Below are 17140 nucleotides of genomic sequence, written 5' to 3' on the forward strand. Positions count from 1 at the left end.
GAGTTTCTCAGTAAGCGTGCAGTGAGAACCGTATTGACGAAGTGAAGCTGGTCAGGCAGGCAGAGTAACCCGCCACGGGAGCAGAGCACCCACCCGGTTCACAGGCCAGTCGGCGATGACATCAAGTACATAATGCAGATAGCGTTCCGGATCCACGCCGTTTAATTTGCACGTCCCGATAAGACTGTACAGTGACGCACCGCGCTCACCACCATGATCCGAGCCGAAGAACAGCCAGTTTTTTCTCCCCAGACTGACCCGTCGTAGGGCGTTTTCGGCAATGTTATTATCCACCTCCACCCAGCCATCTTCTGCATAGCGGATCAGCGCCGGCCACTGGTTCAGCGCATACCCGAACGCCTTCGCCAGTTCTGAGTGCCTTGAGAGGGTTTTCTGTTTCTCCCGCAGCCACCCCTCCAGTGACGCCAGCAGCGGCAGCACTTTTTGGTGCCGGACTGCCTGCCGTTCCTCTGCTCTTTTACCTCTGATCTCCGACTCGATGGCATACAGCTCGCCGATCCGTTTCAGCGCCTCCTCCGTCAGGACTGACGGGGTACGGACGTGAACATCGTGGATTTTTCGGCGGGCATGGGCCCAGCACGCGGCTTCCTTTATATGGCCGTCGCGGTAGAGCTCGTTGAACCCGGCGTAGGCATCAGCCTGCAGTACGCCACTGAAGCCTGCAAGATGGGTCTGAGGGTGGATACCTTTTCTGTCCGGGCTGTAAGCGAACCACACTGCGGGGGCCAGCGCTGATCCGGCGTTGCGGTCGTCTCGAACGTACGTCCATAAGCGCCCGGTCTTCGTCTTCTTATTGCCCGGCAACAGCACCGGGACAGGCGTATCGTCAGCATGGAGTTTGCCGTCGGTCAGGACATAGTGCTGAAGGGCTTCATCCAGCGGTGCCAGCAGACGACAACACGCATCCACCCAGCCCGACAGTACAGAACGACTCAACACTACACCCTGGCGGGCATAGATCTCCGACTGGCGATACAGCGGTGTGTGCTCTGCATACTTTGAGGTCAGCACTCGGGCCAGCAGCCCCGGTCCGGCGATCCCCCGTTCGATGGGGCGCGAAGGAGCCGGGGCCTGAACGATGCGATCGCACCGACGGCAGGCATGCTTTTCACGGACTGTCCGGATAACCCGGAAGGCGCTGCGCATCAGCTCCAGCTGTTCGGCGGCATCCTCACCCAGGTAACTCAGCGAACCACCGCACTCCGGGCAACACGGCTCAGTCGGCAGCAGCCGCTTCTCATCCCGTGGGAGTGACTCAGGGAACGGTTTGCGGGTGCGGGTCTGACGCAGCGGGCGCTGCACTGCCGGGTCATCCACCCGGCCGGTCAGCGTATCGCTTTCCTGCTGCAGCAGGTTCAGGTCAGCTTCCATTTGCGCGATACGGCGGGATACCTTTTCGGAACGACTGCCGAAGTTCATCCGGCGCAGCTTATCCAGTTGCGCCTGCAGATGGTCTATTTCGCGTTCCCGGTTGCTCAGCTTTTCCTGCAGGGCGTGGATCAACGCTTCCTGTTCGGCCAGGCGCTGTTTCAGCAGAAGGATGTCGTCAGAAGAGGTATCGTTCATAAGCCTGTATTTTACCAGGCTTATTCTGCGACAACCAGGATAAAGAGCGCTACAACATGGTCAGGGATGTCAGTAACCGCTTTGGCTGTCGCCAGTCGATACCTTCCATCAGCATCGCCAGTTGCGCCGGCGTCAGGAACACTTTGCCATCGCGGGCTGAGGGCCAGGCGAAGCGACCACGTTCCAGTCGCTTTGTCAGCAGGCACAGACCATCGCCGGTGGACCAGAGCAGTTTTACCTGACTGCCGCTGCGTCCCCGGAAGATGAAGACGTGGCCGGACATCGGGTCATCTTTCAGCGCGGTCTGCACCTTTGCGGCGAGGCCATTGAAGCCGTTGCGCATATCGGTGATACCGGCAACCAGCCAGATTTTTGTGCCTGCGGGAAGATTTATCATACCGGCCCCCGCATCAGTTCGCGCAGGACAGTGCTCATGAGTTCAGCAGAGGGATGAGTCAGTGTTATTTCTCCTCCCCGACATTTTATGTGGCAGGTAGCGGGAGGAGAGCAGGATGGTAGTTCGAAGGTTGGGAGAGAAGAGCCCGCCTGAAGCTGCACGGGTATCAGGGCAGGAAGCGACGATGAGTTTTTTCGGGGCCGACAGACCCGCCCTTCACGCTGCCAGAGCCTTATCCATTTAAAGAGCAGGTTATCATTGACGTCATGTTTCCGGGCCAGTGCGGCAATACTGCCTTCTTCTTCAAGAGCCAGCCTGACCAGTTCCATTTTGAATTCAGGGGAATAGTGTTTCCGGGGAAGTCTTTCTTTAGCGCGCATGAGGTGTCCACCTGCAAAATAAGTGGGTGCTTAAGTTACAGGATCCTGGATTCGGGACCAGACGGTACTCAGACGACGCTTACGTTTCTCAGGAAAGCCGCTGTAGATTCAATCTGTCAATGCAACACCCCTTTCAATTATCTCTTTCGGTGTTTTGAACTTCAGTGTCTTTCTCGGTCTGTTGTTTAGCTGAGCAGCAACCAGATCTAGTTCATGTTGAGTATATTGGGCAAGACATGTCTTTTTAGGAAAGTACTGCCGAATTAGCCCATTTGTGTTCTCATTTGTTCCCCGCTGCCAAGGACTCTGAGGATCGCAGAGGTAAACTTTAACGCCGGTGCTGACAGTAAATTCCAGATGTCTGGCCAGTTCCATTCCTCTGTCCCATGTCAGTGATTTTCTGAGTTCTGACGGTAAACTCAGGAATTTGTCGGTAAGAGCCTGATTTACTGAGACAGAATCTTTGCCCCTGAGTCTAAGGATGATCGTATAACGTGATTTTCGGTCTACAAGTGTGGCTATATGAGAGTTTTTTGTACCTGAGACTAAATCGCCCTCCCAATGCCCCAGAGAGCGTCTGTTATCGATATTTCGGGAACGTTCGTGAATTGGTGTTCCGTTCACTATGTTAATCGTACCTCTTTCGCCTTTGCGGGTATGACGCCTGCCATGGCGAAGGCTATGCGACCGTCGCAGATGCTGTATATTCAGGTGGTGTAGCGCTTCACGGCTACGAAAGTACAGCGTTTTATAAATTGTCTCAGGTGATATTCGCAGCGTTTTTTGACGTGGTTTTGTTCGCCTTAACCATCCTGATATTTGCTCTGGAGACCATTTCATCTCCAGCTTTTCCAGAACAAGCTTTCGCAATGGTAAATTTTGATCCAGTAAGCACGGTTTTGGCCTTTTCGCCATTCTGTTGGCTCGGTTATTAGCATCAACAGCTTTGTAATAGCGTCTGCCCCGATTACGCTGAACTTCACGTGAGATCGTCGAAGGACTGCGATTCAGCGCAGTAGCTATCGCACGAATGCTCATTTTGGCTGACAAACCAGCTCGTATCTCCTCGCGCTCAGACAGTGTCAGGTGAGCTACAGCCCGCTTACGCTCATGGGGTTTTATGCCGCCAGTATCCCTTAACATAGTGAAGATCGTTCCGGGTTTTGAACCCAGGATATTCGCTATTTCACTGAAGCCTGTTCCGTTCTTCCATAGTTCAAAAACAGAGGCTTTTTCCTCTGCTGTAAATGTTCGTCTCATTCAAAAAACCTCCGCAACCCCATGTTTTCACATAACTGTTGCGTTGACCAATTGAATCTACAGCGGCGTACTTCGCAAAGCTGTCCGACTGAGGTACGCCTTTATCCGTGACAACTCCTGTTGCTGGCGTGTTCGCCTGCTCTGTCGGGTGCTGGATGTTCATCCCAGTGGTTTTTACGCCTGGCTTCAGCAGCCGCATTCACAACGCCATCAGGCAGACCTGAGACTGACAGGACAGATTAAACAGTTCTGGCTGGAATCGGGATGCGTCTATGGTTATCGCAAAATCCATCTGGATCTGCGGGACAGCGGGCAACAGTGCGGAGTGAACCGGGTCTGGCGACTGATGAAACGTGTCGGGATAAAGGCTCAGGTCGGATACCGGAGCCCGCGGGCACGTAAAGGCGAGGCCAGTATCGTGTCGCCCAACAGGCTCCAGCGACAGTTCAATCCGGATGCTCCGGATGAGCGTTGGGTAACGGACATAACCTACATCAGGACCCACGAAGGCTGGCTGTATCTTGCCGTTGTTGTTGATCTGTTCTCACGCAAAATTATCGGCTGGTCCATGCAATCCCGGATGACAAAGGACATTGTCCTGAACGCACTGCTGATGGCTGTATGGCGGCGTAATCCCCAAAAACAGGTGCTGGTTCATTCGGATCAGGGCAGTCAGTACACAAGCCATGAGTGGCAGTCGTTCCTGAAATCACACGGCCTGGAGGGCAGCATGAGCCGTCGCGGTAACTGCCATGATAATGCGGTTGCAGAAAGCTTTTTCCAGTTGTTGAAACGCGAACGGATAAAGAAAAAGATCTACGGAACGCGGGAAGAAGCCCGCAGCGATATTTTTGATTACATCGAAATGTTTTATAACAGTAAGCGTCGGCATGGTTCTAGCGATCAGATGTCACCGACAGAATATGAAAACCAGTATTATCAACGGCTCGGAAGTGTCTAGATTTTCCGTGGCGATTCATTCTTCTCGGCTGACTCAGTCATTTCATTTCTTCATGTTTGAGCCGATTTTTTCTCCCGTAAATGCCTTGAATCAGCCTATTTAGACCGTTTCTTCGCCATTTAAGGCGTTATCCCCAGTTTTTAGTGAGATCTCTCCCACTGACGTATCATTTGGTCCGCCCGAAACAGGTTGGCCAGCGTGAATAACATCGCCAGTTGGTTATCGTTTTTCAGCAACCCCTTGTATCTGGCTTTCACGAAGCCGAACTGTCGCTTGATGATGCGAAATGGGTGCTCCACCCTGGCCCGGATGCTGGCTTTCATGTATTCGATGTTGATGGCCGTTTTGTTCTTGCGTGGATGCTGTTTCAAGGTTCTTACCTTGCCGGGGCGCTCGGCGATCAGCCAGTCCACATCCACCTCGGCCAGCTCCTCGCGCTGTGGCGCCACTTGGTAGCCGGCATCGGCTGAGACAAATTGCTCCTCTCCATGCAGCAGATTACCCGGCTGATTGAGGTCATGCTCGTTGGCCGCGGTAGTGACCAGGCTGTGGGTCAGGCCACTCTTGGCATCGACCAAGGTGCCTTGAGTCATCATGACGCCTGCTTCGGCCAGCCAGCGATTGATGGTCTTGAACAATTGGCGGGCCAGTTGATGCTGCTCCAGCAGGTGGCGGAAATTCATGATGGTGGTGCGGTCCGGCAAGGCGCTATCCAGGGATAACCGGGCAAACAGACGCATGGAGGCGATTTCGTACAGAGCATCTTCCATCGCGCCATCGCTCAGGTTGTACCAATGCTGCATGCAGTGAATGCGTAGCATGGTTTCCAGCGGATAAGGTCGCCGGCCATTACCAGCCTTGGGGTAAAACGGCTCGATGACTTCCACCATGTTTTGCCATGGCAGAATCTGCTCCATGCGGGACAAGAAAATCTCTTTTCTGGTCTGACGGCGCTTACTGCTGAATTCACTGTCGGCGAAGGTAAGTTGATGACTCATAATGAACCCTGTTCCATGGCTCCAGATGACAAACATGATCTCATATCAGGGACTTGTTCGCACCTTCCCTAGATACCGCAGAAGAGCTGTTTCGGCAAAAATACTGTAATAGGACTAGGCCGCTTTACATAAGCGGTACGGCTTTACTGGATCAGTCTAAACCTGTTTTATTCATCATTTACTTCGAACAATTCTTCAATAGATTTTGTCGGGTAAAAGAGCGAGTTACAGTTTTCTTCCTTTAACTGAATGAAACCCAGTCGAAGGTAGAATTTTTTGGCGTTGTCGTTCAGCGCTTCCACGAACATTCCGTGTATACCCACAGCCTGCGAGGCCTGATACACGACTTTCATCGCATGGGTAACAAGTGTTTCTCCATATCCCTGGTGGTGAATGCTTTTATCAATTGCCAGACGGCCCAAAGTCACGCTCGGCACATTCTTGTAGGGTACACGCTTTTGTTGTGTTTTGCTGGGTAGAAGTATTTTCTCAAAGCAACTTCCTGATAGCGTGTAGTACCCCATCACACGCGGTTTATTCTCTCTCGTCACGAGAACATAACCACGTAAGATCTTACTGTTATGCTGCCGTTTCAGATGGTCAGTAAGAAAAGTATTCAGATACTCTTCTCCACAATCGAAGTTGCTTAATTCATATTCAACTTCCTCTGAAAAAATCTCAATCCTTAAACCCTCCATTTATTACTCCAGTTCCCGGAGACGGTTAGCGGCGCGTTTCAGCCGGTCATTCGGTGCTGGCGGATTAATGATTGCATCCATAACCAGGTTCCAAGACTCCTCATTGAGGAGCAGACGACGGTGCTGGTCAATAACTTCTGCAGCGCGTTCTGAGGCGGTACTGACCATGAACTGCGAAATTGACTGGTTAGTCATTGCTGCAGCTTCTTCGATCATGTGTTTGTCGTCTTCATTTAATCTCAGGTCAATGCGCTGCTTTTTCAGTGCTGACATGGTTTCTCTCCCAGGCCACTCTTTAATCTGAGAGAGCGGACAGTTTTGTTGAGTTCGGGACTTAAGGCGATAGCATGTACGGATGTATACCGTACAATTATAATAGAGTTATGGTATGCATGTTTCAACCACTAGTTGGCTGTGGATCCGGGTACAGCACGTAAAGGTGTAGAGAAAAACTTCTCGATGTTGATCGGTCAGGCTCAAATTACCGTTGCTGTGTCTGATCGGAAGAAACCAGAATCAAACTGTACTATGTAACCTCCGTATCATGGCTCTGAGAGAAGTGCAGTTTTGACATAGTCTGTATTGAGAAATGAATAGATCAGTGCTCGCCGCAGTCCGGTGACCGGGCTTATGCCCGCGAACCGGCGAGGAAGCGCAATAGCACAGATGCTGGCAGGAGCAGGTACGCGTTGTTGCCGGTATGAAAAGGGATCATTAATGAACAGTCTGAATTACCTTGTCGGTCAGCAGGTTATCCACATATACAGTCATTCGATCCAGTAATAAGATCCTTAAAGCGATCCCTGTAAGATCCAAAGAAGATCCCGACACCTCTGAAGGCCGCGTCAGGACTGAGCCTGGAGCATGATCACATAAGCTGTAGCATGTTAATCATAAGCTGTAACTGGTAGACAATAAGCTGTATTATGCAACGGATATGCTGTAATAAGCGATTGATATAAACTACAGTGAGTATGTCACCTGAAAGTTCATCAGGGCTGTGCATAAACTGAAGCCAGTTGTCTGGCGTTTTACAGGCCATAACATGAGAACAGTGGCTGCTTTTATTCTAAAACAATCCACCGATCGGGGGGCTCTCTGGACAAGGACAATCTGGACTTAAAAAAGTTGTTTGAAGAGGTGGATAAATCCTCCGGTGAAGTCGTAAATCTCACTCCTAATGCCAGTAATACAGTGCAGCCAGTGGCACTGATGCGGCTCGGAGTGTTTGTCCCTACTCTCAAATCACTGAAAAACAGTAAAAAGAACACGCTTTCGCGTACTGATGCGACGGAAGAACTGACGCGTCTATCTCTCGCCAGAGCCGAAGGGTTTGATAAGGTGGAGATCACCGGTCCCCGCCTGGATATGGATAATGACTTCAAGACCTGGGTAGGGGTGATCCATTCCTTTGCACGCCATAAGGTTATCGGCGATAAGGTTGAACTGCCGTTTGTTGAGTTCGCCAAACTCTGTGGGATCCCCTCCAGTCAGTCATCACGCAAGCTCCGGGAGCGTATCAGCCCCTCGCTAAAACGTATCGCGGGTACCGTGATCTCGTTTTCCCGCACGACCGAAAGTCACACCAAAGAGTACATCACACACCTGGTGCAGTCGGCCTACTATGATACGGAGAAGGATATCGTCCAGTTGCAGGCCGATCCGCGCCTCTTTGAACTCTACCAGTTTGACCGGAAAGTGTTACTGCAGCTCAAGGCCATCAATGCCCTGAAACGCCGGGAGTCCGCCCAGGCCCTTTATACCTTTATAGAGAGTCTGCCCCGGGATCCGGCACCGATATCTCTGGCGCGTCTGCGGGCCCGCCTGAACCTGAAATCCCCTGTGTTCTCGCAGAACCAGACGGTGAGGCGTGCCATGGAGCAGCTCCGGGAGATTGGCTATCTGGATTACACGGAGATCCAGCGGGGACGCACTAAACTCTTCTGCATTCATTACCGGCGGCCCAAGTTAAAACCACCGCATGATGAGAGTGCTGAGAACCCTCAACTGCCAGCCGCACCGGGTGATGTGAGTCCGGAGATGGCTGAGAAATTGGCGCTTTTAGAGAAACTTGGCATCACGCTCGATGACCTGGAAAAACTCTTCAAATCCCGCTGAACATAAGCTGTAGTGAGTAACACCTCTCTGTTTACTTGCTACAGCTTATATTGCTGCCTCTGGTGAGTGTCCTGCTCACTACAGCTTATATAAGCGGTGATGAGTGCGGCTCATGTCTGAGGCCCGTGCTTCCTGAGCAACAAACTTCCACCATTGTTTTTCTGCAGTTGCCGCAGCCCTGCGGACTTATTGCATCAGGCTTCCACATATCACAATCTGCTTACTCCAGCTTATGTTGCCTGCTACAGCTTATTTCACTCACTACAGCTTATCTCCGGGAAGATTTACTCACTACAGCTTATATAAACTGTGGCGAGTGACGTTGTCACGTCAGAGGGGGAAGTGTCCGGAGGATCTGCGCGGCATCATGCCCGTCACCGGTGAACGGCACGGCTAGTGTGGCCGCCATATCCAGCGCAAACACTCTGGTATATACCTCCATCGAGCGCGGATCCTTGTGGCCGGCCAGCGCCTGAATCACTTTCCGGGGCTGGCGGTGATAGAGCATATGCATGATATAGCTGTGCCGGAAGGTATGGGGCGTTACCGGAATTGAAAAATGGACCCCGTCAGCTTCGGCCCGCTTAACGGCCTGCTTCAGCCAGTTACGCATGGTTTCATCGGTGACGGCCCACAGCGGTTCACGCCGGCGGGGACGGGTGGTGACCATCCAGCTCGCCATCTGCCTGACATAGCTTATATCGGTCAGCGGGACCAGGCGGACCTCATCTTTCGGTGGGCGCCCGCGTCGGGCCCGTACTTTTTCAGACAGTACCCGCACAAAGGGTCGCAGACCATCGAGATCAAATGACTCCGGGGTCAGCGTCCGGGCTTCTCCGATACGGATACCGGTGTTCCACATGGTGGCGAACAGCATGTGATGGCGCTGGTCGGGCATATACCAGAGGAGGGCACTCACTTCCGGCGCCAGCAGATAAGCCGGGGTGGCACCGGTGGAGGTGGCCATGCGTCGTAATGCCACGGCGGTCGCAAAATCAACGCCCGGGGCGATCGGCAACAACGAAACGCGTTCTGGTGAATTCTGCAGGGGAATGACGTTGTTCATCGGCTATTTTTCACGTAGCGCACGCACTTTTTATGGATACAGGTATTTTGCACCTGACCGGCCGATCCTGCCATGACAATAAATCGCAGCGCGCGGATCCTTTTATTGTCTTATCCCGCATTATTGCGGGTAAAACCAAATGCGTAAAGGATCCTTTTTCAACATAGATCCACGTTAAAGCCAGTCATGACGCGGCCTGAGGGCTGTTTTACGGTTTTTGGGAGAAATGGGGTAATGCCAGGACATACATGATCGGACCATAATGAGAATGGAGCAGAGAAGAAGAGGATGCGCTACGTGAATTCTGACCTGGTACACCCCTGTAACCCTGTCAGTTTTCACGTAGCGCAATGTGGTAACTGACTATTGCCAGTTGATATGACGGCCGGCATTCTGATGCTGACTTAATATACGGATAATAGGTAATGCTGCCAACTTACTGATTTAGTGTATGATGGTGATTTTAAGGTGCTTGCGTGGCTTCCATTTCCATCAGATGTCCTTCCTGCTCCGCTACTGAAGGCGTGGTGCGTAACGGCAAAAGCACTGCCGGACATCAGCGCTATCTCTGCTCTCATTGCCGTAAAACATGGCAACTACAGTTCACTTACACCGCCTCTCAGCCCGGTACGCACCAGAAAATCATTGATATGGCCATGAATGGCGTCGGATGTCGCGCCAGTGCACGCATTATGGGCGTTGGCCTCAACACGGTTTTACGTCACTTAAAAAACTCAGGCCGCAGTCGGTAACCTCGCGCATACAACCGGGCAGTGATGTGATTGGGGTCAGTTTGGATATCGAAAATTATTGTACTATAAGGGCTTCCCCGGCGTGTCAACGCCGGTGTTTATGGTTTCTGTCTGCTCTTCAGTAAAAATAAAGGGGAGAGACTGCGGTACTATAAACGGCCATGATGAATCGTCATCGATTCGGACCCTGATGAAAGACGCGCGTGAGGTTCTTGTTCGTTAAGCGGATACGTATATCCTGTACAATAGCCAGATAGGCCTCACGGGGTCTAACCCTTTATCATCAACGAATTGCAGGTCAGATGGTTATTTTGTTTCGTGCTTTAGCTGGCTGAGTACAGCCTGAAATCATCACCGTAATGCAATGATGCCCAGCACAGCCTTGCGTTTTTGGCGGCGATGGCTACAACGGCACGCCAGTATCCTCTGCGATCGACCAGTGAACAGACCCAACGACTGAATAAATCAGTCCTTTTCTCGGCACCAATCAGAACCGAACGAGCCCCCTGAACCAGTAGCGTTCGCAGATACGAATCGCCAGCTTTAGTTATCCTGCCAAGCTTTGATTTCCCACCACTGCTGTACTGCGATGGCGTTAGTCCCAGCCAGGCTGCCAGTTGTCGCCCATTTTTAAAATCGTGTGCATTACCGATACTGGCGACCAGCGCACAGGCCGTTGTGGGACCAATCCCTTTCAGTTCCATCAATCGCTGGCTGCGGTGATCTGTTTTTGCCATGCGGGACAAAATCCGGTCATATTCAGTAATATTATCTTCAATACGATCAATGTGTTCCAGCAGGTCATTAACACATTGTTGAACCTGAAGTGGCAAAGAACTCTTCTGCTCAGAAACCATGTGACGCAGGGCATCTGTACTTTGTGGGGCGATGACACCGAATTCCGATATCAAACCTCTCAATCGGTTATATGTTGCTGTTTTCTCTTCGATAAAACCCTGTCTGATACGGTGTAGGCATTGCATCGCCTGCTGGCTCTCATCCTTCACTGGTACAAACCGCATATGCGGGCGACGAACTGCTTCACAGATAGCCTGAGCATCAGCTGCATCATTTTTGCCTGATTTACCGGCCATGCGGTAAGGAGATACAAATTTAGCAGCCATCAGCCGTGGTTCATGACCATATTGCCGAAACAACCTTGCCCAGTAGTGAGCCCCGGAGCATGGCTCCATCCCGATAACACAGGGAGGTAAACTGGCAATCAGCTCAGGAAGGGCAGCACGCGATACTTTGGGTTTAACCAGAACAGTTTTACCGTGTTGGTCAACGCAGTGAACAGCGAACACATTTTTAGCAAGATCGATACCGACAGTCGTGATGGTCATAACGAATCCCTCCGGGGCTATGTTTACCCCATGATTGCACAAGAGTTAATCAGGCGCATATCCAGGGGAAGTCCCTTCCATTCGTTAAGCTCATTTTTTAATCATTTCTGGTTTTTTTGGAAACGTAATATTCTGGATGTTAAGACGGTCATGCGGGGACATTGAACACAGATAATCATGTCCAGGTACGAACGTCCCATATAGAGTGTGAGCATTGATCGTGCTGTATTTTCGTTTATAGTAGATAGATTCTGTATCATACAGAGCACGTGGTCAGCACTAAAGTACATTACGCTGACTTATTCTGTTCACTGAGGGCTGAGTACCTGCTTTCAAGGATTTATCTGCTGATCATGCGCATTACGCCACCCTGAGTTTTCCCTTCCTCCGCCGTACTGAGCGAGCCTCAGAACGCACGTAATAACATCCCGTCTGCGGATGTGTTTTATCGTATTTGAAACTTATGTCCTCCGGGGCTAACTACATCTAAAAACTGAGAAATTACTATGTTGCTGTCCTCGACGCGTAAGGACTGGCTGGGTAACGTCCGTGGTGACGTGCTGGCTGGTATTGTTGTCGCGCTCGCACTCATTCCAGAAGCGATCGCCTTTTCCATTATTGCCGGTGTTGACCCTCAGGTGGGGCTTTACTCCGCTTTCTGTATCCCGCTGATTATGGCCTTCTTTGGTGGTCGCCCGGCGATGATATCTTCATCAACGGGGGCAATGGCGCTCCTGATGGTGACCCTGGTGAAGGATCATGGACTACAGTACTTACTGGCTGCCTCCGTACTGACCGGCGTATTCCAGCTGATAGCCGGTTATCTTAAACTCGGCGGTCTCATGCGCTACGTCTCACGCTCCGTGGTGACCGGATTCGTTAATGCACTCGCGATCCTGATTTTCATGGCGCAGTTACCTGAGCTCACCAATGTGACCTGGCATGTTTATGCTATGACGGCAGTAGGGCTCGCCATTATCTACCTCTTCCCGTATCTGAATAAAACAATCCCCTCACCCCTTGTCTGTATCGTGGTGCTTACGGCGATTGCCATATGGCTGCATGTGGACGTGCGTACGGTCGGGGATATGGGCAAACTGCCTGACAGTCTGCCGGTCTTCCTGGTGCCGGATATCCCGCTGAATCTTGATACGCTCCTGATTATTCTCCCTTACTCCGCAGGCCTCGCCATTGTAGGGTTACTGGAATCAATGATGACAGCCACGATTGTGGACGATATGACGGATACCCCCAGTGATAAAAACAGGGAATGCAAGGCTCAGGGCATCGCTAATATCTGCACCTCATTTGTCGGGGGAATGGCGGGCTGTGCAATGATTGGTCAGTCTGTTATCAACGTGAAATCCGGCGGTCGGGGCCGTCTGTCCACCCTCACTGCCGGTGTGGTCCTGATGTGTATGGTAGTCTTTCTGAGGGACCTGGTCTCGCAAATCCCTATGGCCGCGCTTGTCGCCGTAATGATCATGGTTTCGATTGGTACCTTTTCATGGCGTTCAGTTACCGACCTTAAAAGCCATCCCATTTCTACCAGCGTGGTGATGCTGGCAACAGTGGTGGTGGTGGTGGCCACTCATAATCTGGCATTCGGGGTACTGACCGGTGTGCTTATCGCTTCCCTGAATTTTGCCACTAAAGTGGCGCGTTTTCTGGCTGTCTCTTCAGAACTCAGGGAAGAGTCCCGGCTCTATAAGGTCACCGGGCAGGTGTTCTTTGCCTCCGCCGACCGCTTTATGGCGTATTTTGATTTTCGCGAAGCTGCAGAGAAAGTTGTCATTGATGTTACGCATGCCCATTTCTGGGATATCACGTCGGTCAGCGCACTGGATAAGGTGGTTATTAAATTCCGCAGAGAAGGAACAGACGTTGAGATCCGCGGGATGAACGAAGCAACCCGTACTATCGTTGATCGCTTTGGTGTTCACGATAAACCCGAAGAAATCGAAAAACTGATGGGAGGTCATTAATGTCAGGAATTAATGCTATGGACAACACCGTTATTGCCTGCGTGGATGGATCGTCATCAACACGCGCCGTGTGTGAGTATGCAGCCTGGATTGCCGGGAAGCTTGACGTTCCTCTTGCCCTGCTGCATGTGCTTGAAAAAAATGAACAACCGGCAGTTTCTGACCTTACGGGGACTATCGGTATTGACAGCCGGGAGCAACTGACGCAGGACCTTGTCCGAATAGAAGGGGAGCGTAACCGCCTGCTGATGACTCAGGGACGCGCCATTCTTGCCGGATGCGCGGAACTGCTCAGCCAGATCGGTATCCCGGATGTTCAGCAACTTCAGAAACATGGCGCACTGGATATCATCCTGGCTGACCTGAAGGGTATTCGTATGATGGTGCTCGGTCGCCGGGGAGCACAGAACCCGGTTGGCAGCAATCTGGAGAGCATTATCCGCCTGCAGAAAAAGCCGGTAATGATTGTACCTGAAACTTTTTCTGTACCTTCAAGAGTCATGTTTGCGTTTGATGGCAGTGAGGAAAGCCGGAGAAACCTGCGTCGACTGACGCTCAGCCCTCTGCTGCAGAGCCTGGAATGTCATATCGTAATGGTTAACGGCGATGCTCATACCCTCGAAGAGGCAAAGCGTAGTCTGCAGTGCGCTGGCATCAGTGCGATATCCCGGTTAGCTGAAGGACGCTCGGTAACGGAGGCGCTTTGTCGTTACGCCGCAGACAACGGCGTGGATTTGATTGTCATGGGGGCATATGGGCACTCTTCCCTGCGACGTTTTTTCATCGGCAGTAACACAACTGCGATGCTCGAACAGACCAGAGTCCCGCTGTTAATGCTCAGATAAGTCGGAACCCGGAGGAAAATCCGGGAAAACTTAATTCCAGACTGGCATTAAAACCCTGAGTCGGGAAGAAAAGGCGACATTATGAAGAAAATCCTTATGATTGATGAAGTTCTTGCGCTTGCCCAGCTTAGCCAGGTTGCATTTGATAAACCCATAAAATATATGGATGACACGGATGCTGAACTCATCGCTCGTTTTAAAAAAACCATCACACCAGAACTTATTGAGCAGATGTGTCTCAGAATACTTGAGCTTGAAGCGAAGTTTCAGACTTTAAACGAATAAGCGTCAGGAATATGATAACTAAAGGCTGAACAGGGACTGCAGTAAGACGGCCAGCTGTCAGAGAGCAAAAAACGGACCTGAACTGACTGTGATAAGTGAGATATCAGAGTGTAAACTTTACCTGCTGTGGCGGAGCTCCGCGACAGAGATGAAGGTATACCTTCATCTCTGGGTCTGAACTTTTCATTAAAAAAGGGGCTGCCGGAAGTCCTCTACAGAGATCAGAGCTTGATATTTCAGGCAATGAACGAACAGGAATTATTTCCCTGCCTGCAGGTCAGAGCCAGCTTTCGATAATGTCTCTTGATGGTATTCCTCCGGTATGTACAACGATGTTATCAACGACAACCGCCGGGGTCGCCATCACTTTGTGTTTCATTATTTCAGACAGTGACTCCACTTTTTCAAGCTGAATAGCGACGCCTCTCTCATCAGCCACCTGCTGGATAAGGCGGATGGTTGTTTTACAACCGGAACAGCCTGTACCCAGTACTTTTACATGCTTCATTTTATAATCCTCTTCAGGGAATTAACGGGAATACAACGTTAAAAATCCAGCCAACCAGTGTGAAAGAGGTCAACAACAGCAACAGCAGGGTGCACAGTAATTGCCACTTCATCACCTGTTTGAGCAGAATGAACTCAGGAAAGCTGGCAGCCACAGTGCTCATGCAAAAAGCCAGAGTTGTCCCCACTGGCAGGCCGTTCGTGATCAGACTCTCCATCACAGGGATCACACCGGTAGCATTGGAATAGAGAGGTATGCCAACCAGCACAGCTACAGGGACAGTCCACCACTGACCGGCACCGAGATGCGACGCGATCCATCCGTCGGGCACAAATCCATGCAATGCCGCACCAAGTCCTACTCCGAGAATGACCCAGAGCCAGACACGCTTAAAAATGGTGAGAGTTTCCTCTTTAGCAAAGGCATGTCGCTTTGAGAGAGGCATATGCGGTGCCATGGTAGATTGTCGGATCTCATCAGTTTGATGTTGCTGCCCGTCTCTGAGGGCATCGGCGGCAAAATCGGCTAACCAGCGTTCGGCCTTAATCCGATCAAGAAAAGCACCGCCAGCCATACCAACAGCCATTCCGACAGCAATATAAATGAGCGTGAACTTCCATCCGAGCAGGCTGACCAGAAGCAGGACGGCGACTTCATTGATAAGGGGGGATGTGATGAGAAAGGCCATGGTAATCCCGAGGGGGATACCAGCCGAAGTAAACCCCAGAAATACCGGGATACTTGAGCAGGAACAGAACGGAGTAACGGCGCCAAAGCAGGAGCCCAGTAAATACCCCATTCCACGGTGCTTACCTGCAAGATAGTTTCTTACCCTCTCAATATCCAGCGAGGCCCGTAGTATGGCCACAAAGTAGATCATGACCAGCAAGAGAACGAAAATTTTGCTCACGTCTTCGACAAAAAAGTGGATCGCCTCCCCGAGTTTGGTTGCAGGACTCAGACTAAGGCATTCATAGACCAGCTAGGTGGCAAAATCAGTGAAAATCTGGAACATAACGGACAGGCCTCACGACGGTTGTTTTTCGGGAAGACGCTGTTTGACAGAAAAGGATGCAGTTTTTTTCGATTTATTTCATTTGCTGAGAAATGTTATTGAACAGGATTTCACTGCAATAGCTTATCGGTAACCCCAGAAGGGGAAACAGATTCTTCACTTGGGAGTGAAACAACATACCCGACCATACTCATCCAGTCTGATCTGGCAATTGCTGGAAAGTTTCCTATGCAGCCTATCCCTCGCCCGGGATAAACGCGATTTGGTTGCCGCAAGTGTCAGACCATTTCGGTCTGCAAAATCAGCCTGTTTCATCCCCTCAAGATCACAGAGCGTAAGGATAATCCGATCAGACTCTGCCATTTTATCCAGGATGCGGGGCAGACAACCAGCCAGTGAGTCGACAGTTTCAGGCGTATTATCCGGCAATGATAAATCATCGTGGAGAGGCATAAATGGACGCTGCTGGCGGCTTTTATCAATAAGCAGATGCCGGGCAACCTCAAACAGCCAGGCTCTGGCATTCACGATGGCACAGAATTTCCCATGTTGTCGTATTGCCCGGAGAAAGGTTTCCTGTATCAGATCATCAGCATCAGCCTCATTACCCACTTGTCTGAGTAACCAGCAAAGAAGTTCGTGTTCATGCTTCTTCCACGCCTTCATAAGGCAAGGCGGCGTGCCGTTCAGTTGCTCCATTTATGACTCTCTCGTTAAATACACCGCATAGCGGGAGGATATTGGTTCTGATGCTGTCGGGGATGGGGTCCGGGAACTGTCGGTGCCATGATGATGTGATGGACTGATAGCATCCGATCAGTTATCCACCTTTCGGAAACCTCTTCCTGCAACAGGGTATGCTGTCTTGTGTTCAGTATCATGCAGTAAACCGTCATGCGCAATACCATCAATTTCCGCGCATTCGGTTCCGGATAAAAC

The 17140-nt window shown here is 51.1% G+C and carries 16 protein-coding genes and 2 pseudogenes; 6 read left to right on the forward strand and 12 right to left on the reverse strand.

The features are described 5' to 3' along the window. Positions 1–51 precede the first annotated feature (51 nt). From tnpC to C2U43_RS26370, 4 genes are all read right to left on the reverse strand, one after another. Entirely contained in the window at positions 52–1587 is a 1536-nt protein-coding gene (gene tnpC, locus C2U43_RS26355) for an IS66 family transposase (RefSeq protein ID WP_001000409.1), read from the reverse strand. A 49-nt stretch (positions 1588–1636) separates the two neighbouring features. Continuing rightward, the gene (tnpB, locus tag C2U43_RS26360; protein WP_000609174.1) at positions 1637–1984 is read right to left on the reverse strand and encodes an IS66 family insertion sequence element accessory protein TnpB; all 348 of its coding nucleotides are present in this window, start codon (positions 1982–1984) and stop codon (positions 1637–1639) included. Continuing rightward, positions 1981–2364, reverse strand: coding sequence for an IS66-like element accessory protein TnpA (gene tnpA, locus C2U43_RS26365; protein WP_001201739.1), 384 nt, complete (start codon positions 2362–2364; stop codon positions 1981–1983). Before tnpA ends, tnpB begins: the two co-directional genes overlap by 4 nt. Positions 2365–2472: 108 nt before the next feature. Beyond that, positions 2473–3624, reverse strand: a complete 1152-nt coding sequence (locus C2U43_RS26370; RefSeq protein WP_022652315.1) for an IS30-like element IS30 family transposase — start codon at positions 3622–3624, stop codon at positions 2473–2475. 67 nt (positions 3625–3691) lie between these two features. Between C2U43_RS26370 and C2U43_RS26380 the strand changes: the two are divergent. Continuing rightward, positions 3692–4585: pseudogene (locus C2U43_RS26380) on the forward strand (IS3 family transposase); the annotation flags it as partial. Between the two features lie 140 nt (positions 4586–4725). On the opposite strand, the gene C2U43_RS26385 reads toward C2U43_RS26380, so the two are convergent. The 3 genes from C2U43_RS26385 to C2U43_RS26400 all read right to left on the reverse strand — a co-directional run bounded on the left by C2U43_RS26385 (position 4726) and on the right by C2U43_RS26400 (position 6554). Further along, positions 4726–5583: an IS5 family transposase gene (locus C2U43_RS26385; RefSeq protein ID WP_022652314.1), complete on the reverse strand. Its 858-nt coding sequence runs from the start codon at positions 5581–5583 to the stop codon at positions 4726–4728. Between the two features lie 167 nt (positions 5584–5750). Then, positions 5751–6281 carry a GNAT family N-acetyltransferase gene (locus C2U43_RS26395; RefSeq protein WP_022652313.1) on the reverse strand — a complete coding sequence of 177 codons (531 nt, stop codon included), beginning with the start codon at positions 6279–6281 and terminating at the stop codon, positions 5751–5753. Between the two features lie 3 nt (positions 6282–6284). After that, entirely contained in the window at positions 6285–6554 is a 270-nt protein-coding gene (locus tag C2U43_RS26400; RefSeq protein WP_022652312.1) for a type II toxin-antitoxin system TacA family antitoxin, read from the reverse strand. Between the two features lie 855 nt (positions 6555–7409). Here C2U43_RS26400 and C2U43_RS26405 point away from each other — a divergent pair. Further along, positions 7410–8399 (forward strand): RepB family plasmid replication initiator protein, encoded by a 990-nt coding sequence (locus C2U43_RS26405; RefSeq protein ID WP_022652311.1) that lies wholly within the window; start codon positions 7410–7412, stop codon positions 8397–8399. A 325-nt stretch (positions 8400–8724) separates the two neighbouring features. On the opposite strand, the gene C2U43_RS26410 is transcribed toward C2U43_RS26405, so the two are convergent. Next, positions 8725–9465, reverse strand: a complete 741-nt coding sequence (locus tag C2U43_RS26410; protein ID WP_022652310.1) for a tyrosine-type recombinase/integrase — start codon at positions 9463–9465, stop codon at positions 8725–8727. 476 nt (positions 9466–9941) lie between these two features. Between C2U43_RS26410 and C2U43_RS26420 the strand changes: the two are divergent. Further along, positions 9942–10249, forward strand: a pseudogene (locus C2U43_RS26420) (IS1-like element transposase); the annotation flags it as partial. A 291-nt stretch (positions 10250–10540) separates the two neighbouring features. Here C2U43_RS26420 and C2U43_RS26425 read toward each other — a convergent pair. Then, positions 10541–11563 (reverse strand): IS110 family transposase, encoded by a 1023-nt coding sequence (locus C2U43_RS26425; protein ID WP_032430957.1) that lies wholly within the window; start codon positions 11561–11563, stop codon positions 10541–10543. Between the two features lie 506 nt (positions 11564–12069). On the opposite strand from C2U43_RS26425, the gene C2U43_RS26430 reads away from it, so the two are divergent. The 3 genes from C2U43_RS26430 (at position 12070) to C2U43_RS26440 (ending at position 14678) form a co-directional block, all read left to right on the forward strand. Further along, positions 12070–13548 (forward strand): SulP family inorganic anion transporter, encoded by a 1479-nt coding sequence (locus C2U43_RS26430; protein WP_022652309.1) that lies wholly within the window; start codon positions 12070–12072, stop codon positions 13546–13548. 17 nt (positions 13549–13565) lie between these two features. Further along, the gene (locus tag C2U43_RS26435; protein WP_032430841.1) at positions 13566–14393 is read left to right on the forward strand and encodes a universal stress protein; all 828 of its coding nucleotides are present in this window, start codon (positions 13566–13568) and stop codon (positions 14391–14393) included. 81 nt (positions 14394–14474) lie between these two features. Then, entirely contained in the window at positions 14475–14678 is a 204-nt protein-coding gene (locus C2U43_RS26440) for a hypothetical protein (protein WP_022652307.1), read from the forward strand. A gap of 277 nt (positions 14679–14955) precedes the next feature. On the opposite strand, the gene C2U43_RS26445 is transcribed toward C2U43_RS26440, so the two are convergent. The 3 genes from C2U43_RS26445 to C2U43_RS26455 form a co-directional block, all read right to left on the reverse strand. Next, positions 14956–15186 (reverse strand): thioredoxin family protein, encoded by a 231-nt coding sequence (locus C2U43_RS26445; protein ID WP_021314637.1) that lies wholly within the window; start codon positions 15184–15186, stop codon positions 14956–14958. A 13-nt stretch (positions 15187–15199) separates the two neighbouring features. Further along, the gene (locus C2U43_RS26450; RefSeq protein ID WP_225986354.1) at positions 15200–16168 is read right to left on the reverse strand and encodes a permease; all 969 of its coding nucleotides are present in this window, start codon (positions 16166–16168) and stop codon (positions 15200–15202) included. A gap of 189 nt (positions 16169–16357) precedes the next feature. Further along, positions 16358–16900 carry a sigma-70 family RNA polymerase sigma factor gene (locus tag C2U43_RS26455; RefSeq protein ID WP_022652305.1) on the reverse strand — a complete coding sequence of 181 codons (543 nt, stop codon included), beginning with the start codon at positions 16898–16900 and terminating at the stop codon, positions 16358–16360. Between the last annotated feature and the right edge of the window lie 240 nt (positions 16901–17140).

This window comes from Citrobacter freundii complex sp. CFNIH9, assembly GCF_002903305.1.
In the GTDB taxonomy this organism is placed as follows: Bacteria; Pseudomonadota; Gammaproteobacteria; order Enterobacterales; family Enterobacteriaceae; genus Citrobacter; species Citrobacter portucalensis.